We start from the raw sequence: 18,685 nt of genomic DNA on the forward strand, positions 1-18,685 counted from the left end.
TTCGAAATGGCGTTGAGCACCGAAGAAAGTGGTCGGCTCGCCGCGCTGCTCGGGGGGCAGGACGAGCGGGTCACGTCTCGGTGGACCGAGATCGTCACCAGTTCGTTGCGGGGGCGATTGAGCCAGGCCGAGCTGCGCCGACAGGTCCAGGACCTGCACCGCGCGATCGTCGCCACCAGCGAGCACGGCAACATCGACCTGTCCGCCGACACCGCCGCCGAGTTGCGCGCCGCGCTCGCCGAGTTGTCCCGTGGCCGGGCCCGGCAGGGCTTCTCCGCCACAGAGACCACGATCAGCGTCTTCGCGCTCAAGGACGTGCTGGCCGAGTTGGTGCAGGAGGCCGGCGGCCCGAACGCGCTGCACGACTACGTCGCCTTCTCGAAGCTGGTCGACGAGATGGGCCTGTTCACCTTCGAGAGCTACGTCCGCACCCGGGAGAGCCTGATCGCCGATCAGGCCGAGCAGCTGCTCGAACTCTCCACGCCGGTGGTCAAGCTGTGGGAGGGCGTGGTGGCCGTCCCGCTGGTCGGCACCCTGGACTCGGCCCGGGCCCAGGTCGTCATGGAGCGGCTGTTGCAGACCCTCGTCGACACCGGCTCCCCGTACGCGATCATCGACATCACCGGTGTCCCGGCGGTGGACACCCAGGTCGCCCAGCACATCCTGAAGACCGTGGTGGCCGCCCGGCTGATGGGCGCCGACTGCATCATCTCCGGCATCCGCCCGCAGATCGCGCAGACCATCGTGGCGCTCGGCATCGAGTTCGGCGACATCGCCACCAAGGCGAGCCTCGCCGACGCGCTGCGCCACGTGCTGCGCCTCACCGGCGTGGAGACCGCCCGCCGTCAGCCACGCCGGGACGTCTGATGGAACGGGTGCCGATCCTCAAGATCGGGGACATCCTGCTCGTCTCGATCCAGCTGGACATGTCCGACCAGACGGCCGTCCAGCTACAGGAAGACCTGGCCGAGCGGATCGTCGACACCGGCTGCCACGGCGTCATCATCGACATCACCGCGCTGGACATCGTCGACTCCTTCGTCGGGCGGATGCTCTCCACCATCGCGTCGATCTCCAAGGTGCTCGACGCGGAGACGGTGGTGGTCGGGATGCGTCCGGCCGTCGCCATCACCCTCGTCGAGCTCGGTCTGTCGCTGAACGGCATCCGTACCGCGCTGAACGTCGAGCGCGGCATGGAGCTGATCGCGGCGGCCCACGCCGACGATCTCTACTACCAGCTCGACGACGATCCGGACGCCGAGACGGCCACGCCGTGACCGCGGGCATCGACCTGGGCCAGCCACAGGCACAGTCGGTCCGCAGCGACGAGGACGTGGTACGGGTCCGGCAGCTGGTCCGCGCCGTGGCGGTGGCCGTCAAGCTGTCCCTCGTCGACCAGACCAAGGTGGTCACCGCGGCGAGCGAGCTGGCCCGCAACACCCTGGTGTACGGCGGTGGAGGAGCGGTCGAGGTGACGATCGTGGACAACGGTCGACGCAAGGGCGTGCGGATCGTGTTCGCCGACTCCGGGCCGGGCATCGCCGACCTCGACCTGGCGATGACCGACGGCTACACCAGCGGCGGCGGGCTCGGCCTCGGGCTCAGCGGGTCCCGCCGACTCGTCGACGAATTCGAGATCGAGACATCCCCCGAAGCCGGCACGCGGATAACGGTCACCAAGTGGTCCCGATGAACGCCGACGCGGTCACCGACAGTGGCATCTGGTTCCGGGTGGAGGCCAGCAGCGCGGCGAGCGCCGTCCGGCGTGCCGCGGAACGCCTCGGCGCGCAGGTGGAGATGGGCGCGTTGCGTATCGCCGACCTGGCCATCGTCGCCGCCGAGCTGACAAGCAACCTGGTCAAGCACGCCGACGACGGCGTCCTGCTGCTCCGGCCGGTACGCCGAGGCGGGGAGGCGGGCGTGGAGTTGATCGCCATCGACTCCGGGCCCGGCATGGCCGACCTGACCGTCTCGTCCCGGGACGGGCACTCCACCACCGGCACGCTCGGCATCGGTCTGGGCGCCATCGTGCGGCAGGCGAGCTGGTTCGACGGATACTCGCTGACCGGCCGGGGCACAGTGCTCGCCGTGCAGGTCTGGCCGAGGGAGCCGGCACAGCCGTCCTGGGCGGCTGCCCTCACCCGACCGTTGACAGGCGAATCGGTAAGCGGCGACGGGTACGCCGTCCGGGTCGCCGACGGGCGGCACCAGGTGCTGGTCAGCGACGGGTTGGGGCACGGCCCGCTGGCCGCCGCCGCCACCGACGCGGCGCTCGCCGCGTTCCGGGACGCCCCCGCCGGGCCACCGGCGGCGGTGGTGGGCCACCTGCACCGGAGCATGTCGCACACCCGGGGCGCCGCACTCGCGGTCGCCGAACTGGCGCCGGCGGCAGGTGTGCTGCGCTACTCCGGCCTGGGTAACATCTCCGGCGTGGTCGTCGAGGGGGACGGTCAGCGCCGCGGGCTGGTGTCCCTGCCCGGCATCGCCGGCCACCAGCGGCCGACGATCCGGGAGTACGACTACCCGCTCGGTCCGGGGGCTCGGCTGGTGATGCACAGCGACGGGGTGGTCGACCGTTGGCGGTTGGCCGACTACCCAGGTCTGGCGGAGCGATCCCCGCTGGTGATGGCAGCGACACTCCTGCGCGACGCGGGTGTGCGACGTGACGACGCCTGCGTACTGGTCGCGAGGTCCTGGGCGTGACCGGCGAGCCGGCCGCGCTGCCGCTGCTGCAGATGGCGCTGCGGGTCGAGCAGGACATCTTCGTGATCCGTCAACGGGGCCGCGAGGTGGCCACGGTGGTCGGTCTCGAACGCCAGGACCAGGTGCGGATCGCCACCGCGCTCAGCGAGGTCGCCAGGGACCTGCTGCACACGACCGGCGGCGCGGACGTCTCCTTCCACGTCGACGCGGCCGTCGACGGCCGGTTCCACCTGCGCGCCGACCTCGCCCCGGTGACCGCGCTCCCCAACGGCGACTACCAGCCGCAGTCCGGCGCGGTGTCCCGACTGGTCGACACACTGAGCGTGTCGACCGTCGAGGGGGTTACGGTCGTACGGATGTCCCGACGACTTCCGGCCAGCGCGCCGACACCGACCCCGGAGCGGCTCGCCGAGTTCCGTACCGAACTCGGCCGGACCGCGCCGGCCAGCGCGCTGGACGAGTTGACGGTGCAGAACGGGCAGCTCATCGCCGCCCTCGACGAGGTGCGCAGCCAGCGCGACGAACTGGCCGTGCTGAACGAGGAACTGGCCGAGACCAACCGGGGTGTGCTGGCGCTCTACAACCAGCTCACCGAGGAGTTGGAGGAGACCAACCGGGGCGTCGTGGCCCTCTACGCCGAGCTGGACGAGAAGTCGGCGCAACTGCGTGCGGCGAGCGAGTCGAAGAGCCGGTTCCTGGCCAACGTCAGCCACGAGCTGCGCGCCCCGGTCACCGCGATCATCGGGTTGGGGCGGCTGCTCACCGACTCCGCCTCCGACCCGCTCACCGAGGAGCAGGGCCGCCAGGTCGATCTGATCCGCTCGTCGGCGGCGGACCTGCTCAACCTGGTGAACGAGTTGCTGGACCTCGCCAAGGCGGAGTCCGGCCGGATCGAGCCGGACTGGGCGGACGTCGACCTGCGTCCGGTCTTCGGCCAACTGCGCGGCACACTGCGCGCCCTGGCCACCCGCCCGCAGGTGGAGCTGGTGGTGGAGGAGCCGACCGCGCCGGCCACGCTGCGCACCGACGAGGTGCTGCTCGGCCAGGTGCTGCGTAACCTGCTGCACAACGGGCTGAAGTTCACCGAGCGCGGCGAGGTGCGACTGCGGGCCCGCCGGCACGGCGACCGGTGGCACTTCGAGGTCAGTGACACCGGCGCCGGCATCGCTCCCGCGCTGCACGACCGGATCTTCGAGGAGTTCTACCAGGTGCCGGGCGCCACCCGGGTCGGCGGCACCGGCCTCGGCCTGCCCTACGCCCGGCGGTTGGTGACACTGCTCGGTGGGACGCTGGAGCTGACCAGCGCGCCGGGCCGGGGCAGCACATTCACCGTCTCCCTGCCCGTCGGCGAGGCGTGACGGCGTGGACGGCGCGACGACGACCATCCTGGTGGTCGATGACAGTCGTACCAAGCGTTACCTGCTGGTCAGCTGGCTGACCCGGGCCGGGTTCACGGTGCTCGAAGCCGAGAACGGCGCCGAGGCGTTGGCGCGGGTCGAGGTGGACCGGATCGACCTGGTGGTCCTCGACGTCCGGCTGCCCGACCTGAGTGGGTACGAGGTCTGCGAACAGATCAAGGCCCGGCACCCGGCGATGCCGGTGATCCACGTGTCGGCGCACGCCGTCGACGTGGCCGACCGCGCCCAGGGGCTGACCCGGGGCGCGGACGCGTACCTGACCGAGCCGATCGAGCCGGAAGAGCTGATCGCCACCACGCGGGCGGTGCTGCGCTACTACCAGGCCCGGCAGCGCGCCGAACTGCTCGCCGAGCGCCTGCTCGGGCTGGCCGACACGACAGTGGCGGTGCACGCCGCGCCGACCTTCGCACGCCTGCTGGAGGCGGCCGCGGAGGGGGCCGCCCAGATCTTCAAGAGCCCGGCGGCGGTGATCGCCGAGACGTTCGACGGTGACTGTCTCGCCGGGATCTGCGCCGGTCCCGACGCTTCGGCAGTGGTGGTGCCGTGGGTCGTCGACGACACCGGAGTGCCGACCGGCGCCACCGTACGGGTGGAGACCCCGGCGAGCTGGGCCCTTGTCGACTGGCCGGCGGACGACACGGTGACGATCGCCGCCGCCCGGCTGCGGGAGGATCGGGCCCCGCTGTACGTGGTGGTCCCGACCGCCACCCAGACCGCCCGGACCCCGGTGCTCAAGCAGCTGGCCCAGGCGGTGGCGGCGGCCGTGGAGGGGCAGCGCTCCTTCGACGAGGAGCACCGGATCGCGGTTACCCTCCAGCGCAGCCTGCTCCCGCGCGGGCTGCCCACTGTCGCCGGACTCGATTTCGCGGTGCGCTACGAGCCGGCCAGCGCGCAGACCGAGGTGGGTGGCGACTTCTACGAGCTGGTGATGCTCGACGGGCACCTGCTGCTGGCGATCGGCGACGTGGCGGGCCACTCGCTCCACGCGGCGACAGTGATGGCTGAGTTGCGACACGCGGTGCGGGCGTACGCCGTGGAGGGGCACCAGCCCGGCGAGATCCTGCACCGGGTCAACGAGCTGATGCGGACGCTGTTGCCGAACGAGCTGGCGACGCTCTGCGTACTGCTGCTGCACCCGCCGACCGGGCGGGTCCGGCTGGCCAGCGCCGGGCATCTTCCCCCGGTGCTCAACATGGGTGGCACTGTCGAGTTCGTGCAGCACTCCGCGCCGCTGCTCGGCGTCCGCGCGCCGCGCCCGGCCGACCTGGAATTCGTGCTGCCGGCCGGTGCCACGCTGGTGTTCTACACCGACGGGCTGATCGAGCGACGGGACGCCACGATCGACGAGGGACTGGCCGCGCTGGCCGCGGTCTGCGCCACTGTCGACGACGACCTGGACCGGTTCTGTGCCCGGCTGCTCGTGGAGCTGGCCCCACCGGAGATCCAGGACGACGTCGCAGTGGTCGTCCTGCGCCGCCGTTGAGCCGGTGCGGCCTCAGTGCACCGAGCGGGCGTACGCGGCGGGTGACACCCCGGCCACTGCGGTGAAGTCGCGAACCAGGTGGGCCTGATCGCTGTAGCCCAGGTCGGCGGCGAGATCCGCCCAGCTCAACGGGCCACCGGCGGCCTGTTCGACGGCCTCCTGGAGTCGGTAGCGGCGGATCACCCACTTCGGCCCGACCCCCACGTACTCCAGGAAGAGCCGCTGCAACCGGCGAACCGGAAGGTCGTGCCGCGCGGCGAAGTCGCCGACCCGCAGCACCGTCCGGTCGGTGCGGATCGCCTCGGCCAGCCGGACGGCCTCCTCGGCCATCGGGTCCGGCTCCGGGGTCCACGCGGTGAGCAGGGCGTCCAACGCGCGGCAGCGCTCGTCGTCGGTGGCCCCGCACACCGGGAAGTCGGGGCGTACCAGCCGACCGGTGGGCAGCGGCACCCGGCGACCGGTCAGTTCGGCGACGGGCCGACGCCAGAACGAGTGGAACCCACCGGGGCGGAACTGCACTCCGCAGACCCGGCCGGTGCCGGTGAGCGTGATCCGGAACAGGTCGTTGCCCACCCCGGCCACCTCGCCGGACTCCGGTCCGTCGCCGTCCCGCCGGAACACCACGTTCACCGCCGGATGCGGCACGACGCGCTGCTCGAACGGTGTGCGCAACGCCCAGTCGATCAGCCAGTAGTGCTCCACCCAGGGGCGTAGCGACTCCACCGGCAGGTGCCGACGGAAGCGCACCTCGCGCAGCATCCGCCCGGGGTCGAGGATCCCCCGGCTGTCGCCGCGCGGTCGCTGTCGCATTTGTTCAAGACCACCCTCATACGCTGGCCCTATGACCACTCAGACTAGCGACCTGCTGGCCGCTGCCGCGCCGCGAACCGTCGACGTGGTGCGCGGCATCGCCGACGACCAGTTCGATCTGCCCACCCCGTGCCGCGACTACCTGGTCCGTGATCTGCTCAACCACCTGTTCGAGGTGGTGGTCAACTTCCAGGACCTGGCCGTCAAGCGGCCGGTGGAGTGGGCCGACAAGCCCGACCACCTGGGCGACGGCTGGCGGGACCGGTTCGAGGCGGAGACCGCCCGGTTGGTCGCCGCCTGGTCGGACCCGTCCACCCTGGAGGGCGTGTCGCCGGGCATGGGCATGCCGCAGGCCGTCATCGGCGGGATGGCCCTGCTGGACCTGACAGTGCACGGTTGGGACCTCGCCGTCGCCACCGGCCAGGCGTACCAGCCGGCCCCGGAGGCGGTGGCCGAGCTGCACGGGCTGGTCGAGCAGTTGGGCCCGACCGCCCGCAAGATGGGCGTCTTCGCCGAGCCGGTGCCGAGCCCCGCTACCCCGACCGCGACTCCCGACCTGGCCCACCTGCTGACCCAGACCGGCCGCACTCCCACCTGGCCCACCACCGCCTGACCCCACCCCGCGTTCCTGCCACACGCCAACCCGGTCTCCCACACTCCAACCAACTGGGGTGGAGGGGACCGGGGTGGGGTTGTTGACTTGGGTATTCGCTCGGTGAATAGTTGCGGGCGTGTCCACGCCGCATGTTCTGCTCGGGTTGTTGGCTGCCGGCAGCCGGCACGGCTACGAGCTGAAGCGTGCACACGACGAGCGACTGCCCCGGGCTCGTCCGCTGGCCTTCGGGCAGGTCTACGCCACCCTTGGCCGACTGGAACGTGACGGCCTGGTGGCCACCGCCGGGCAGGACCGCGCGGCCGGGCCGGATCGCACGGCGTACGCGCTGACCGACCAGGGGCGGGCCACGCTCGACCAGTGGCTCACCACTGTCGAACCACCAATGCCGTACGTGGCCAGCACGCTCTTCGCCAAGGTCGTGGTGGCGCTCCTGGTCGCCGACGTCGACCGGGCCCGGTCCTACCTGATCGCCCAGCGCGCCGCGCACACCGCACGACTGCGTGAGCTGACAGCGGTCAAGGTCGATCCGACCGCCACTCTCAGCGACGTGGTAGCGGCCGACTACGCGATCACCCACCTTGACGCGGACCTGCGGTGGCTGCACGCCACTCTGGGCCGGGTCTCCGACTGGCACCGGGAGGTGCATCCGTGACGCAACTCCAGGCTCGCGGCGTGGTTCGGGCGTATGGCCCGACACCCGCGCTGCGCGGCGTGACGCTCGACGTGGCCGAAGGTGAGATCGTCGCCGTCACCGGCCCGAGCGGCTGCGGCAAGTCGACGCTGCTGCACTGCCTGGCCGGGATCCTCCGGCCCGACGCCGGCGAGGTCACCTGGCGGGGGCAGCGCATCGACACCTGGTCGGAGGCGGCCCGTTCCCGGTTGCGACGCACCGAGTTCGGGGTGCTGTTCCAGTTCGGCCAACTGGTCGCCGAGTTGACCGCGGCGGAGAACGTCGCACTGCCCCTGCTCCTCGCCGGCACGGGGCGGCGAGAGGCACGGACGGCGGCGCTCACCTGGCTGGACCGGTTCGGTGTGGGGGAGTTGGCCGACCTGCGGCCGGGTGAGATGTCCGGTGGTCAGCAGCAGCGTTGCGCCACCGCCCGGGCGTTGGTGACCGAGCCGCGGGTGCTCTTCGCCGACGAGCCGACCGGTTCGCTGGACACGCTCACGGGCGAGCAGGTGCTGACCCATCTGGTCCGGCTCGCCCGTGAGCAGCGCACCGCCGTCGTGCTTGTCACCCACGAGCCGCGAATCGCCGCGTACGCCGATCGGGAGATCATGTTGCGCGACGGCCTGGTGGACCACACGGGCCTGGGGCTCGACGTGCCGCTGGTCGGCGGCTCCCGGTGAGACCGGCGACGCTGGTCCGGCTCGCGCTCGCCGGCAGCCGCACCGACACCGCCCGGGTGGTGCTCACCGCCCTCAGTGCCCTGCTGGCGACACTGGCCGGGCTCGCGGCGCTCACCGTGTTGGCCATCCCCACGCCGCTGGCGACGGACGAGAACCGGAACAGATGGTCGGAGCAGTACCACAACGCGCTGCTCGTGGAGCCCGGGTTGCGCGGCGGGACCGCGTTCGCGCTGCTCATGCTGATGATCCCGGTGCTGGCGCTGGCCGGCCAGTGCGCGCGGCTCGGCGCGCCGGCACGGGATCGCCGGCTGGCGGCCATCCGGCTCGCCGGCGCCACGCCCGGCCAGGTCACCGGGTTGGCCGTGCTGGAGACCGGCGTGGCCGCGCTGCTCGGCACGCTCGTCGGGCTGGGTGCCTACCTGGTCGGCCGCGATCTGTTGCACCGACCGGACGCGCAAGGTCGACTGGCCCTGCCGACCGATGTGCTGCCGTCGCCCGCAGCGATGGCCGCGGTGGTGCTCGGCCTGCCGGTCGTCGCGGCGCTGACCACCGCACTGATGCTGCGTACGGTCACCATGAGCCCGCTCGGGGTGAGCCGTAAGGCCGCCCGCGAGCGTGGTCCGGGCCCGTGGGCTGGGCTCCTGATCGGGCTGGGCCTGACCTCGTTCCTCGCGGTCCGTCCGGCCATGTACCAGCTCGACGGCAACGCCGAGGTGCTCGGCTGGCTAGTGCCGCTGCTGTTCGCTGTGGGTGCGCTCGCGGCGATGATCGGGGTGGTGATCGGCACCGGCTGGATCTCGTACCACTGCGGGCGGCTGTTGCGTCGGCACGCCCGCCGGCCCGCGGCGCTGCTGGCGGCGGGCCGGTTGATGGCCGACCCGTGGGCGGGCAGCCGCACGTTCGCGGCGCTGCTCGCCGCCCTGATCTTCGGCGGGGGGGCCGCCGCCCAACGCGCCTACTTCGCCGCCAGGGAGCAGCTCGATCGAGACCAGGGCCAGCTCGTCGGTGCGGACGGTGGCGCTGACACCTTCTATCTGTCCACGATGAATCTGGTCGACGCCGCGGTCGCGGTGGCCATCCTGATCGCGACGGGTGGGCTGATCGTCGCGCTGGTCGAGGGGATCGTCGCCCGTCGACGCGCCTACGCCGCGTTGGTCGCCACCGGAGTGCCCCGAGCGACCCTGAGTCGGTCGGTGGCCTGGCAGGCGCTGGCCCCGGCGGTGCCGGCGATCCTGCTCGCGCTCACCGTGGGCACCCTGCTCGGCCGAGGGCTCGTCTCGGAGGTGTCGACGGGCGTCTCGTCGACGGAGATCTGCGAGGCCACGACAGCGCTCTGTGCCGACCCGGCCACCCGCGAGCAGTACACCCGGATCGTGTACACCCCCGAGGTCCAGCGAGCCGTTGCCGTACCACTGGAGCAGTTGGCCTGGCTCGGCGCCGGCGCGTTGGGCGCGGTGCTGGTGACGGTCGGTGTCGGCCTGCTCTTCCTGCGCGCCAGCACGGCGCTGGACGAGCTGCGCACGGCCTGAGCCGATGTAACACTGCTGGTGGCGGTGCCGCTGTGTGCACCAGAGGCCCGGACGGTCGGGTCTCCGGTGTCGGACCGGACGGTCCCGGCACGGCAACCGTGGGAGTTCGCCAGATGCACAACCAACCGGGCTCCGCCCCGCCGGTGTTCGTCGACGGCACCGGGCGTCGTCGGCGGCTGACCGTCATCGCGGGCACCGCCATGGGCCTTGGCCTGCTCACCAGCCTCGCCCTGATCGCCGCGGGCCTCTTCCTGGACACCTCGGTGCCGCTGCCCGGCTGGTCGGACGACTCCCGGGGGACGCGCCCGGTGGAGGCCGGCGTGGACGGGGTCAACCAGCCCCGGGTAACCAGGTCGCCGTCGCCGTCGTCGGCCTCCAGCACGTCGGCGCCGCTGCCGCGCGCCACCCCGACCACCGGAAACCGACCCCCCACCACGACCGCCACGGCCACCGGCGCGCCGTCCGCCACCGATCAACCGGGTCGTGGCGACGAGCACCGCAACACCGCCAAACCGAGCAAGTCACCAGGTAAGCCGCAGTGACGATGGCGAGACACGTGGCCCGGCGTGACCCTCGGGCCCACTGGCTGCTGCTCCTGCTCGGGCTGCTCCTGCTACTCGCGGCGCTCACCGTCAACGGCCTGGTGAGTGGCCTCGCCGGCGGCTCGGGGAACGCCACCGCGCGGGCCGCGCCGGACGTCCCGGCCGCCGTCACCTCGGGCGGCCCGGTGCTGCGGCTGGATCGCGCCGAACCGGCCAGCCGGGCGCTGCCGGACCGCACCATCGCGCTGACCTTCGACGACGGGCCGGACCCACGCTGGACGCCGCAGGTCCTCGACGTGCTGCGCCGGCACGGCGCGCACGCCACCTTCTTCGTGGTGGGCGCCCGGGTCAATGAGCATCCCGAACTGGTCCGGCGGATCCTCGCCGAGGGGCACGAGATCGGGTCGCACACGTTCACCCACGCCAACCTCGCCGACGTGTCGCCGTGGCGGCGTGATCTCGAACTGTCGCTGACCCGCAAGGCGGTCGCCTCGGCCACCGGCCGGGAGATGACCCTGCTGCGGCCACCGTTCTCCTCGGTGCCGACGGCGCTGACCGGGTCCGAGTACGCCGCGTTGCGCGCCGCCGCCGGCACCGGGCACGTCGCGGTCCTCGCCGACCTGGACACCAAGGACTGGCAGCGCCCCGGGGCCGACCAGATCGTGCGGGCGGCCACCCCCAAGCGCGGGCGGGGCGCGGTGGTGCTGATGCACGACGGCGGCGGTGACCGGGCGCAGACCCTCGCCGCGCTGGATCGCCTGCTGCCCGCGCTGGGCGATCAGGGCTACCACTTCACCACCGTCTCCGCCGGCATCGCCGCCTCGCCGTCGATGGTCCCGGCCGGGGTCGGCGCCCGGCTGAGCGGCACCGCGCTGCGCTGGACCCAGACCGGCGCCCGCTGGTCGACCAACGTGATGAACGTCCTGCTCGCCACCGCACTCGTGCTCGGAGTCGCCCGTCTCCTGGTGCAGGTGTGCTGCGCCCAGCTGCACGTGCGCCGGGTCCGCCGTCCCCGCCGGGACCGACCGGAGGTGCGGGCACCCGTCTCGGTGATCGTGCCCGCGTACAACGAGGCGGCGAACATCGCCGCCACGGTTCGGTCCCTGCTGGCCAGCGCGTACCCGGCGTTGGAGGTGATCGTGGTCGACGACGGGTCGGACGACGGCACCGCCGACATCGTCGAGCGGATGCGACTGCGCGGGGTACGCGTGATCCGGCAGGCCAACGCCGGCAAGCCGGCGGCGCTGAACACCGGCATCCGGGCCGCCCGGGCGAACCTGCTGGTACTTGTCGACGGTGACACCGTCTTCCAGCCGGACACGGTGCACCGCCTGGTGCAGGGCTTCGCCGACCCGTCGGTGGGTGCGATCAGCGGCAACACCAAGGTCGCCAACCGGCGTCGGCTGCTCGGCCGGTGGCAGCACCTGGAGTACGTGATCGGCTTCAACCTCGACCGACGGATGTACGACGTGCTGGAGTGCATGCCGACCATCCCCGGCGCGATCGGCGCGTTTCGCCGCGAGGTGCTGCTGAGGGTGGGTGGGGTGCCGTCGGACACGCTGGCCGAGGACACCGACCTGACCATGAAGGTGCTCCGGGCCGGCTGGCGGGTCGTCTACGAGGAGTCGGCCATCGCCTGGACCGAAGCCCCGTCGTCGTTGCGCCAACTCTGGCGACAGCGCTACCGCTGGTGCTACGGCACGATGCAGGCGATGTGGAAGCACCGACACGCGCTGCGTGAGTCGGGTGCCGGCGGCAAGCTGGGCCGACGCGGGCTGCCGTACCTCACGGTGTTCCAGATCGTGTTGCCGCTCACCGCGCCGGCGGTCGACGTGTTCGCCGTGTACGGCCTGCTCTTCCTGCCCTGGTCGACCCTCGCCCTGGCCTGGGCGGGGCTGCTGCTGCTCCAGGCGGCCACCGCCGGGTACGCGCTGCGACTGGACCGGGAGCGGTACGGGCCACTGTGGACGTTGCCGTTCCAGCAACTGGTCTACCGGCAGCTCATGTACCTGGTGGTGGTGCAGTCGGTGGTCACCGCGCTGATCGGCAACCGGCTGCGCTGGCAGCGGATGGTGCGGACCGGCGAGGCGGCAGCGCTGATCGGCGCCGGGCGCGGCTGAAGCCTCCTCGGCGTCAGCCGCGGGCCGGTCAGGCTGCCGTGTGGAAGAGCCCGGCCGACCAGGAGATCGCCAGGCCCACGGCGGCGGAGCAGCAGCAGACGAGCAGGGCGGCGGCGACCACGGCGAGGATCATCCACGCGGAGGCACGGCGGGGCGCCGACCCCTGCCCGTCCTCGTCGGTCATCGCCGCCGCCCCCGTCGTCAGGCGCGGCCGATGCGGTCCAGGATCCAGGCGTTGATGAACGCCTCCTCACGCCAGGCGTCGTAGCGACCGCTCGGACCGCCGTGCCCGGCGCCCATCTCGGTCTTGAGCAGGTAGTCGCCGCCCGGGGCGACAGCCCGCAGCCGGGCGATCCACTTCGCCGGCTCCGAGTAGAGCACGCGGGTGTCGTTGAGGCTGGTCACCGCGAGGATGGCCGGGTAGTCCACAGCTGCCACGTTCTCGTACGGCGTGTAGGACTTCATGTACGCGTACACCTCGGGGTCCTCGAGCGGGTTGCCCCACTCCTCCCACTCGGTGACGGTGAGCGGCAACGACGGGTCGAGGATCGACGTGAGCGCGTCCACGAACGGCACCTGCGCGACGATGCCGGTGAACGCGTCCGGCGCCAGGTTGGCCACCGCGCCCATCAACAGGCCGCCGGCCGAAGCCCCGCGGGCGACCAGCCGGTCGCTGCCCGTCCAGCCGGCCTTGACCAGGTGCCGGGCGCAGGCGACGAAGTCGGTGAAGGTGTTCTTCTTGGCCAGCATCTTGCCCTGGTCGTACCAGCGTCGGCCCAGTTCCCCGCCACCCCGGGTGTGCGCCACCGCGAAGACCACGCCCCGGTCCAGCAGCGACAACCGGGCCACCGAGAACCACGGATCCATGCTCGCCTCGTACGAGCCGTACCCGTACAGCTCGCAGGGTGCCGAGCCGTCCCGAGGGGTGCCGACCCGGCAGACCAGCGAGATCGGCACCCGGGTGCCGTCGTCGGCGAGCGCCCAGTCACGGTGCTGCTCGTACTCGGCCGGGTCGTACGGCCGTCCGTCCGGACCGGGCAGCACCGGCTTCTGCTTGCGCAGCACCATCTGCCGGGTGACCAGGTCGTAGTCGTACACCGAGTCGGGTGTGACAAGCGAGGAGTAGCGCAGCCGGACCTGCCCGGTTCGGTACTCCGGGTTGGCGTCCAGACCGACGCTGTACAGCGGCTCGGGGAAGTCGATGTCGTACGAGTCGTCGCTGCCCACCGGCAACACCCGCAGCCCGGTGAGCCCGTCGGTGCGCAGTGACACGACCAGGTGGTTGGCGAAGGCGTCGACGGCTTCCAGCCGGGTGCCGGGGGTGTGTTCGATCACCGGCACCCAGTCGCCCGGCGTGTCCGCCGAGGTGAACGCCAGCGCGAAGTCCTCCGCGCCGTCGTTGTGCAGGATCAGGAAACGGTGACCGTGGTGCTCCACAGCGTATTCGACGCCCTGCCTGCGGGGGGCGATGACGGCCGGCGCGCCGATCGGGTTGCCGGCGGGGATCACCAGGACCTCGCTCGTCACCTTGCTGTGGATGTCGATCAGGATGAACTTCTCCGACCGGGTCAGCTCCACGCCCACCCAGAACCGCTCGTCGTCCTCCTGGTGGACCACCACGTCGTCGGCGGCGGCGGAGCCGACGGTGTGCCGCCAGACCCGGTTGGGCCGCCAGGCGTCGTCCACCGTCACGTAGAAGAGCACCGAGGCGTCGGCCGACCAGGCGGTGCCGTAGAACGTGTCCGGCACCTCGTCGGGCAGCAACTCGCCGGTGGCCAGGTCCTTCACCCGCAGGGTGAACCGCTCGTCGCCGGAGAAGTCGGTGGAGTAGGCCAACCAGCGGCCATCCGGGCTGACGTCGAACGCGCCGAGCGAGAAGAAGTCGTGCCCTTCGGCGAGCAGGTTGCCGTCCAGCAGCACCTCCTCACCGTCGAGCGGGGCGCCGTCGGCGCTGACCGGCGGTTCGATCTCGCCGTCGCGTACCGCGCGCCGGCACTGCACTCCGTACTGCTGTCCCTCGACGGTCCGGGTGTAGTACCAGTGCCCGCCCTTGCGGGTGGGCACCGACAGGTCGGTCTCCCGGGTGCGTCGGCGGGTCTCCTCGAACAACTCCTCGCGGAGCGCGGCCAGGTGCGCCGTCCGCGCGTCGGTGTATTCGTTCTCGGCGGTCAGGTAGGCGATCGTCTCGGGGTCGTCCTTGGCGGCGAGCCATGCGTACTCGTCGACGACGGTGTCGCCGTGGTGCCTGCGCTCGCTGGGCACCCGCTTCGCCGCGGGCGGGGCAGTCTCGGTGGTCACGGCGGCCACGTTACCGGCCGACGCCTTCGGTGAGCCGTACCAGCGGCATCCCGATCAGCATCACCTCGGCTTTAGAACACATGTACGATAGCCGGCATGGCGGCAGCAGCGAGTTCCCTCGGCCGGTCCGGCGCTCTTGAGATCACCCGACGATTGGCGGCGATCTGTGGTCCGCCGTTCTCCCGGCTCGGCGGCGCGGCCGACGAGGTGGCGGGGCGGCGGGCGCGTTGGGTGGCGGTGCCGGGCGGTCCGCACGCCGCCGCCGAGGTGCTGCGGCTGGCTGCCGCGCACGACCTGGCGGTGGTTCCCCGAGGTGCCGGCACGAAGATCGATTGGGGTGCCACACCCGTGCAGGTCGACATCATGCTCGACACCGGCCGGCTGGCCGGCATCGGTCACGAGCCGGTTGGCGCGCCGGTGGCCGAGGTGGGCGCCGGCACCCCGTTGCGAGCGGTGCAGACCACGCTGGAGCGCACCGGGCTGCGGCTGGCGATGGACGCCCCGTCACCCGGCGCGACCCTGGGCGGGGTGCTCGCCGCCGGTGAGGCCGGTCCGCTGCGCCACCGCCACGGCAGCCCCTGCGACCAACTGCTCGGTCTCCGTTACCTCTCCGCCGACGGCGAGTTGGTCAGCGCCGGGGGCGGCGCGCCCGGTCTCGACCTGGCCCGGCTGCTCTGCGGCTCCCAGGGCGCGCTCGGTGTGCTGGTCTCGGCGAGCCTGCGGGTCCAACCGACGCCGGCGAGCCGGCTCTGGGTGTCCCGCCCGGTGTGGACGCCGCTGGAGGTGCACGACCTGATCCGGACGATCCTCGCCGCCCGACTGGAGCCGGCGGCCATCGAGCTGGACCTGCCGGGAGGCACCCCCCGACCCCGGACGCCGTACCCGCCCGGCCACCCGTCGGCGACGGCCCGGGAGCGCCACCCGTCGATGTCCGGACGGGCCGGGGCCCCGTCCCGGGCGGGCAGCCTGGTGGTGCTGCTGGAGGGTGGCCCGGCCGACGTCACCGAGCGCGCCGAGCAACTGGTCGGCCTGCTGCACGGGGAGGCGACCATCGCCCACTCCGCGCCGACGTGGTGGCGTCGCTACCCGTTCGCGCCCGGCGACACGGCGCTGCGCCTGGAGGTGCCGATCGGCGATCTGCACGCCGCCGTCTACGCGCTACGCGACGCGGCCGGCGGGCCGGTGCCGGTGCGCGGGTCCGCCGGGCTGGGTGTGGTGCACGCGGCACTGCCCGGAGCGCTGGCGCCCGATCGGGTGGCGTCCATTCTGGCCGCCGTCCGGGGGGTGCTGCTGGCCCGGCAGGGCCGGTGCGTGGTGGTCTCCGCTCCGCCGGCGGTCCGTCAGGCGGTCGACCTCTGGGGCGAGTTGGCCGGCCTGGCCCAACTGCGGGCGGCCAAGGAGCACCTCGATCCGGACCACCGGCTCGCCCCCGGACGCCTCCCCGGTGGCCTCTGAGACCGGAGCGCCGCTTCCACTGCGGCCTGCTGGACCCGGGCGCCGGAGCGCCCCTGCGTGCCTGGGCCGCTGCCCGACCAGCTACGACGGTCAGGTCGCGTCGTTGCGGAGCACCAGGATGGCGATGTCGTCCCGGGGCGGCTCCACCGAGAAGTTGATCGCGGCGGAGCGCAGCCTGGCGGCCACCACGTCGGCCGAGTAGCCGGCCAGGGGCGCGGCCGCGTCCCGCAGTCGGTCGGTGCCGAACAGTTCCCGGCCGCGCCGTCGTTCGGTGACGCCGTCGGTGTAGAAGATCAGCGAGTCGCCCGGCGCGAGCGTGATCTTCGCCGTTGGTGACGTGATCGTGTCGAGCAGGCCGAGCGCGGTGCCGCTGGTGCCGACGAAAGTCGCGCCACCCGCACCGGCCAGCAGCACCGGCTGGTCGTGCCCGGCCAGGTGCAGCGACACGTCCAACGTGTCGCCCTGGCCCGGCCCGACTGCCGCCAGCGCCAGCGTGCAGTACCGTCCGCTACCCCGCTCCACGAGCGTCTCGTTGAGCCGCGCCAACGCCTCGGGGAGCGGTTTGCCGTCGCCCACCAGCACCCGGATCACGTCCCGGACCAGCCCGGTCACCGCGGCGGCCTGGACGCCCTTGCCCGAGACGTCACCGATCACCACCAGCCAACGCCCGTCGGGCAGCGGCACCACATCGTAGAAGTCGCCCCCCACCTCGGCGTCGTCGCCGGTCGGGACGTACTCGGCGGCGAAGCCGATCCCCTCCACCAGCGGAAGCACCGGCGGCAGCAGGGACTGCTGAAGCGTCTGCGCCACGCGGCGACGCTCGGCGTGGATCCGGGCGTTCTCGATGGCCAGCGCGGCCCGCCGGGCCACGTCCTCCAGTACGGCCACCTCGTCCGGGTCGTGCCGGTGCCGCTGGTGCCGGCCCACCGCCAGAGTCCCGAGCCGCTGCCCCCGGGCGATCAGCGGGACCGCGAAACCCTCCATCGGACCGCCCAGGGGGATCTGCGCGGCGCTGCGGGACGCCTCGCGCAGCCGAGCCTGGATGGAATCCGGCCCGGTCTCGGCGAGCACCTTGTGCAGCTGCGGCAGCATCGACTCGTCGGCGTGGCTGGCCGCCGCCAGCCGGAGCCGGCCCCACTCGTCGGCGGTGTGCACAGCGCACCACTGGCCGAGTCGGGGCACCACCAACTGCGGGACCAGGGCCATCGTCAGGTCGACGTCCAACGACTGGGCGAGCAGCTCGCTCGCCTCGGCCAGGAACGTCAACCACACCTGCCGGCGGACGTCGGCCCGGCGCAGCCGGTCGTTCTCCAGGTGCAGCGACAGCCGCTCGGCGGTGAGCACCGCCAACGGCCGGGCGTACGCCGACGGAGCGGCGTCCAACTCCAGCTCCCCGGCGTACGGGCGGTGCACCGTCAGCGGCACCCGGAGCAGCTCGCTGCCGGCGCGGGGTGGCCGACCGAAGCGGGCCAACACCTGACGCCCCTGCCCGTCGCCCCGGTCCAGGCGGATCGTGCCGCCGGCCGCTCCCACCATCTCGGCGACCCGACTGAGCAGGTTGGTGGCGAAGTCGGGCAGCGGATCGTCGGCGTGCAGGTCGGGGGCGGTTTGCATGAGTTCGCTCATCGCGCTGGCGCTCGGCGCGGATTTGTCGGTGCTCACCAGGGGGTCTCCACCGGTGGCGTCCTCGGTCGGCGGGTCGGCGCCGGGGCGGTCCAGCCGGAACCAGACGCCCTTGCCGGTGGGCAGGTATGTCGTGCCCCAGCGGCTGGCGAAGTGGTCGACAAGCAGCAGACCTCGGCCCCGTTCGGAGACCTCGTCGATCTCGGTGGAGTCGTTGCGGGCGCCGACGGTCAGTTCGTCGCCGGAGCCGGGGGCGAAGTCGGAGACGGTGACGGTCAGGCCGATGTGGTCGGCCACGACCTCGATGTCCAACTCGGTGCGGGCGTGCTCGACGGCGTTGGTGGTCAGCTCGGTGGTGAGCAGCAGGGCCTCGTTGACCAGTTCGTCCAGGTGTGACTCGGTCAACACCGAGCGGACCACGGCGCGGGCGGCGGCCGGCGTACGACGGTCGGCGGGCAGGCGGACGCGCCGGGTGGCCCCGTCCCGGGCCCCGGCCGTCGCGGGCCCCGCCTCGGCTGACACCCTCGTATCCTCCACCGTCCGCCCACCGGGTGCCAAGCCGATCATCAGTAACGCGTCCTCTTTCCTCACCATGGGGGGCTGATCGCCCACGCTGCCCCGCCCCGCGTCGGTGCGGCGGGTTGGGCCGCTCTGCGAGGTGTGCGGAGCCCCGGGCCGGCCTCGACTCGATTGGGCGGATCGGACGGCGATCGGGGCAACCTGGCGGGTCGCGCACCC

General features: G+C 72.6%; 17 protein-coding genes. 13 read left to right on the top strand and 4 right to left on the bottom strand.

All coding sequences use genetic code 11. The features are described from left to right. Nucleotides 1-6: 6 nt before the first annotated feature. From ACQPWW_RS01455 to ACQPWW_RS01480, 6 genes are read left to right on the top strand one after another with little or no spacing between them, the layout of a single operon-like run. Nucleotides 7-867 (top strand): STAS domain-containing protein, encoded by an 861-nt coding sequence (locus tag ACQPWW_RS01455; protein ID WP_433128348.1) that lies wholly within the window; start codon nt 7-9, stop codon nt 865-867. Further along, complete coding sequence (locus ACQPWW_RS01460) at nt 867-1,277, top strand: STAS domain-containing protein (RefSeq protein ID WP_433128350.1); 411 nt, start codon at nt 867-869, stop codon at nt 1,275-1,277. Before ACQPWW_RS01455 ends, ACQPWW_RS01460 begins: the two co-directional genes overlap by 1 nt. Then, nucleotides 1,274-1,693 carry an anti-sigma regulatory factor gene (locus ACQPWW_RS01465; RefSeq protein ID WP_433128352.1) on the top strand — a complete coding sequence of 140 codons (420 nt, stop codon included), beginning with the start codon at nt 1,274-1,276 and terminating at the stop codon, nt 1,691-1,693. The genes ACQPWW_RS01460 and ACQPWW_RS01465 overlap by 4 nt, the downstream gene beginning before the upstream one ends. Next, nucleotides 1,690-2,703, top strand: coding sequence for a SpoIIE family protein phosphatase (locus tag ACQPWW_RS01470; protein ID WP_433128354.1), 1,014 nt, complete (start codon nt 1,690-1,692; stop codon nt 2,701-2,703). Before ACQPWW_RS01465 ends, ACQPWW_RS01470 begins: the two co-directional genes overlap by 4 nt. A 32-nt stretch (nt 2,704-2,735) precedes the next feature. Then, on the top strand, nt 2,736-4,061 hold the full coding sequence (locus ACQPWW_RS01475; RefSeq protein ID WP_433134063.1) for an ATP-binding protein: 1,326 nt from the start codon (nt 2,736-2,738) through the stop codon (nt 4,059-4,061). Nucleotides 4,062-4,065: 4 nt separating this feature from the next. Then, a complete protein-coding gene (locus tag ACQPWW_RS01480; protein WP_433128356.1) occupies nt 4,066-5,604 on the top strand; it encodes a SpoIIE family protein phosphatase in 1,539 nt (512 codons plus the stop codon). 12 nt (nt 5,605-5,616) lie between these two features. Here ACQPWW_RS01480 and ACQPWW_RS01485 read toward each other — a convergent pair whose 3' ends face one another. Beyond that, nucleotides 5,617-6,414, bottom strand: a complete 798-nt coding sequence (locus ACQPWW_RS01485; protein WP_433128358.1) for an AraC family transcriptional regulator — start codon at nt 6,412-6,414, stop codon at nt 5,617-5,619. A 31-nt stretch (nt 6,415-6,445) separates the two neighbouring features. On the opposite strand from ACQPWW_RS01485, the gene ACQPWW_RS01490 reads away from it, so the two are divergent. The 6 genes from ACQPWW_RS01490 (at nt 6,446) to ACQPWW_RS01515 (ending at nt 12,571) form a co-directional block, all read left to right on the top strand. Next, the gene (locus tag ACQPWW_RS01490; protein WP_433128360.1) at nt 6,446-7,027 is read left to right on the top strand and encodes a TIGR03086 family metal-binding protein; all 582 of its coding nucleotides are present in this window, start codon (nt 6,446-6,448) and stop codon (nt 7,025-7,027) included. A gap of 118 nt (nt 7,028-7,145) precedes the next feature. After that, nucleotides 7,146-7,682 carry a PadR family transcriptional regulator gene (locus ACQPWW_RS01495; RefSeq protein WP_433128362.1) on the top strand — a complete coding sequence of 179 codons (537 nt, stop codon included), beginning with the start codon at nt 7,146-7,148 and terminating at the stop codon, nt 7,680-7,682. Further along, a complete protein-coding gene (locus ACQPWW_RS01500) occupies nt 7,679-8,380 on the top strand; it encodes an ABC transporter ATP-binding protein (RefSeq protein WP_433128364.1) in 702 nt (233 codons plus the stop codon). Before ACQPWW_RS01495 ends, ACQPWW_RS01500 begins: the two co-directional genes overlap by 4 nt. Continuing rightward, nucleotides 8,377-9,909, top strand: coding sequence for an FtsX-like permease family protein (locus ACQPWW_RS01505; RefSeq protein ID WP_433128366.1), 1,533 nt, complete (start codon nt 8,377-8,379; stop codon nt 9,907-9,909). The genes ACQPWW_RS01500 and ACQPWW_RS01505 overlap by 4 nt, the downstream gene beginning before the upstream one ends. Nucleotides 9,910-10,022: 113 nt before the next feature. Then, nucleotides 10,023-10,451, top strand: a complete 429-nt coding sequence (locus ACQPWW_RS01510; protein WP_433128368.1) for a hypothetical protein — start codon at nt 10,023-10,025, stop codon at nt 10,449-10,451. Between the two features lie 2 nt (nt 10,452-10,453). Beyond that, complete coding sequence (locus ACQPWW_RS01515; RefSeq protein ID WP_433134065.1) at nt 10,454-12,571, top strand: bifunctional polysaccharide deacetylase/glycosyltransferase family 2 protein; 2,118 nt, start codon at nt 10,454-10,456, stop codon at nt 12,569-12,571. A gap of 28 nt (nt 12,572-12,599) precedes the next feature. Here ACQPWW_RS01515 and ACQPWW_RS01520 read toward each other — a convergent pair whose 3' ends face one another. Then, the gene (locus tag ACQPWW_RS01520; protein ID WP_433128370.1) at nt 12,600-12,755 is read right to left on the bottom strand and encodes a hypothetical protein; all 156 of its coding nucleotides are present in this window, start codon (nt 12,753-12,755) and stop codon (nt 12,600-12,602) included. Nucleotides 12,756-12,772: 17 nt separating this feature from the next. Then, nucleotides 12,773-14,869 (bottom strand): S9 family peptidase, encoded by a 2,097-nt coding sequence (locus ACQPWW_RS01525; protein ID WP_433128372.1) that lies wholly within the window; start codon nt 14,867-14,869, stop codon nt 12,773-12,775. Between the two features lie 96 nt (nt 14,870-14,965). Between ACQPWW_RS01525 and ACQPWW_RS01530 the strand changes: the two genes are divergently transcribed. Continuing rightward, nucleotides 14,966-16,324 (top strand): FAD-binding oxidoreductase, encoded by a 1,359-nt coding sequence (locus ACQPWW_RS01530; protein ID WP_433128374.1) that lies wholly within the window; start codon nt 14,966-14,968, stop codon nt 16,322-16,324. Between the two features lie 90 nt (nt 16,325-16,414). On the opposite strand, the gene ACQPWW_RS01535 is transcribed toward ACQPWW_RS01530, so the two are convergent. Continuing rightward, complete coding sequence (locus ACQPWW_RS01535; RefSeq protein ID WP_433128376.1) at nt 16,415-18,469, bottom strand: SpoIIE family protein phosphatase; 2,055 nt, start codon at nt 18,467-18,469, stop codon at nt 16,415-16,417. Nucleotides 18,470-18,685 lie beyond the last annotated feature (216 nt).

Origin of the sequence: Micromonospora sp. CA-240977 (genome assembly GCF_050942285.1) — a bacterium.
Taxonomy (GTDB): domain Bacteria; phylum Actinomycetota; class Actinomycetes; order Mycobacteriales; family Micromonosporaceae; genus Micromonospora.

What these genes read in the sequence shown, in the direction of transcription:
- ACQPWW_RS01490 (WP_433128360.1), top strand. Translation starts at nt 6,446, where the DNA reads ATGACCACTCAGACTAGCGACCTGCTGGCCGCTGCCGCGCCGCGAACC.
- ACQPWW_RS01475 (WP_433134063.1), top strand. Translation starts at nt 2,736, where the DNA reads ATGGCGCTGCGGGTCGAGCAGGACATCTTCGTGATCCGTCAACGGGGC.
- ACQPWW_RS01455 (WP_433128348.1), top strand. Translation starts at nt 7, where the DNA reads ATGGCGTTGAGCACCGAAGAAAGTGGTCGGCTCGCCGCGCTGCTCGGG.
- ACQPWW_RS01515 (WP_433134065.1), top strand. Translation starts at nt 10,454, where the DNA reads ATGGCGAGACACGTGGCCCGGCGTGACCCTCGGGCCCACTGGCTGCTG.
- ACQPWW_RS01530 (WP_433128374.1), top strand. Translation starts at nt 14,966, where the DNA reads ATGGCGGCAGCAGCGAGTTCCCTCGGCCGGTCCGGCGCTCTTGAGATC.
- ACQPWW_RS01510 (WP_433128368.1), top strand. Translation starts at nt 10,023, where the DNA reads ATGCACAACCAACCGGGCTCCGCCCCGCCGGTGTTCGTCGACGGCACC.
- ACQPWW_RS01485 (WP_433128358.1), bottom strand. Translation starts at nt 6,414, where the DNA reads ATGCGACAGCGACCGCGCGGCGACAGCCGGGGGATCCTCGACCCCGGG.
- ACQPWW_RS01460 (WP_433128350.1), top strand. Translation starts at nt 867, where the DNA reads ATGGAACGGGTGCCGATCCTCAAGATCGGGGACATCCTGCTCGTCTCG.
- ACQPWW_RS01470 (WP_433128354.1), top strand. Translation starts at nt 1,690, where the DNA reads ATGAACGCCGACGCGGTCACCGACAGTGGCATCTGGTTCCGGGTGGAG.
- ACQPWW_RS01520 (WP_433128370.1), bottom strand. Translation starts at nt 12,755, where the DNA reads ATGACCGACGAGGACGGGCAGGGGTCGGCGCCCCGCCGTGCCTCCGCG.